2 protein-coding genes are annotated in these 1,192 nt (G+C 68.3%); one reads left to right on the top strand and one right to left on the bottom strand.

Annotated elements, in window-relative coordinates; genetic code table 11:
- The coding region (locus tag IV113_RS25015; RefSeq protein WP_291090988.1) for an aminotransferase class I/II-fold pyridoxal phosphate-dependent enzyme at nt 1–779 on the bottom strand (779 nt) is incomplete at its 3' end.
- Between the two features lie 162 nt (nt 780–941).
- On the opposite strand from IV113_RS25015, the gene IV113_RS25010 reads away from it, so the two are divergent.
- On the top strand, nt 942–1,192 hold a 251-nt coding region (locus IV113_RS25010), incomplete at its 3' end, for an AAA family ATPase (RefSeq protein WP_291090986.1).

Raw genomic sequence — 1,192 nt, 5'->3', positions numbered from 1 at the left:
GCGTCACCGGCCACAAAACCGCTGCGCAGGCCGGGCACGTTGCTGCGCTTGGACAGGCTGGTGAAGCTCACCAGGTTGCGGAAATCGGTGCGGCCGAGCGCTTGCGCCGCCTCCAGCCCGCCCAGCGGCGGCTCGTCGCGAAAGTAAATCTCGCTGTAACACTCGTCGGAAGCGATCACGAAGCCGTGCCGGTCGCTCAGTTCGAACAGCTTGCGCCACTCCTTCAGCGGCATCACCGCGCCGGCCGGGTTGCCCGGCGAGCACACAAACAGCAGCTGGGTGCGGGCCCACACCTCGGCCGGCACGCCGTCCCAGTCGGCCGCGAAATTGCGCGCCGGGTCGCTGGCCACATAGAACGGCTCGGCGCCACCGAGCAGGGCCGCACCCTCGTAGATTTGGTAGAACGGGTTGGGAAACACCACCGTGGCGCCCGGGCGGGTCGGGTCGATCACGGTCTGGGCGAAGGCGAACAAGGCCTCTCGCGAACCATTGACCGGCAGCACCTGGGTGGCCGGGTTCACCGCCACGCCGTAGCGCCGCTGCACCCAGGCCGCACAGGCTTCGCGCAGGGCAGGCTCGCCGGCGGTGGCGGGGTAGCTGGAGAGGCCGGTGTCCAGCGCGGCGGCCAGGGCTTGCTTCAGGAAGTCGGGGGCGGCGTGTTTGGGCTCGCCAATGCCCAGGCTGATGGGGCGCAGGGCCGGGTTGGGGGTGATGTCGGCAAACAGCCGACGCAGACGTTCGAAGGGGTAGGGCTGCAGACGGGACAGAAGCGGGTTCATCCCCCGATTATCCGTTTGCCCCGGATACCCCCGCCCCCAGGGGGCGTTCACCGCTTTGGTGACGCACCCCGGGCAGGCCCGCAGGGGCAGCGGGGTATCATTTCGCTCGCGTCGTCGGCCTCGGGCGGGCGTTTCTCATCCAGTCAGTCATCGGGCAGCGCCGTGCGTCTCAACTCCATCAAGCTCTCCGGCTTCAAGTCCTTCGCCGAACCGACCAATTTCATGCTCCCGGGCCAGCTGGTGGGCGTGGTCGGTCCCAACGGGTGTGGCAAGTCCAACATCATGGATGCCGTGCGCTGGGTGCTGGGCGAGTCCAAGGCCTCCGAGCTGCGCGGTGAGTCCATGCAGGACGTGATCTTCAACGGCACCAACACGCGCAAGCCGGCGAGCCGCTCCAGCGTGGAGCTGGTGTT

Origin of the sequence: Hydrogenophaga sp., assembly GCF_018780385.1 — a bacterium.
Lineage (GTDB): Bacteria > Pseudomonadota > Gammaproteobacteria > Burkholderiales > Burkholderiaceae_C > Hydrogenophaga.
This window is presented reverse-complemented; position numbering and strand designations above follow the sequence as displayed.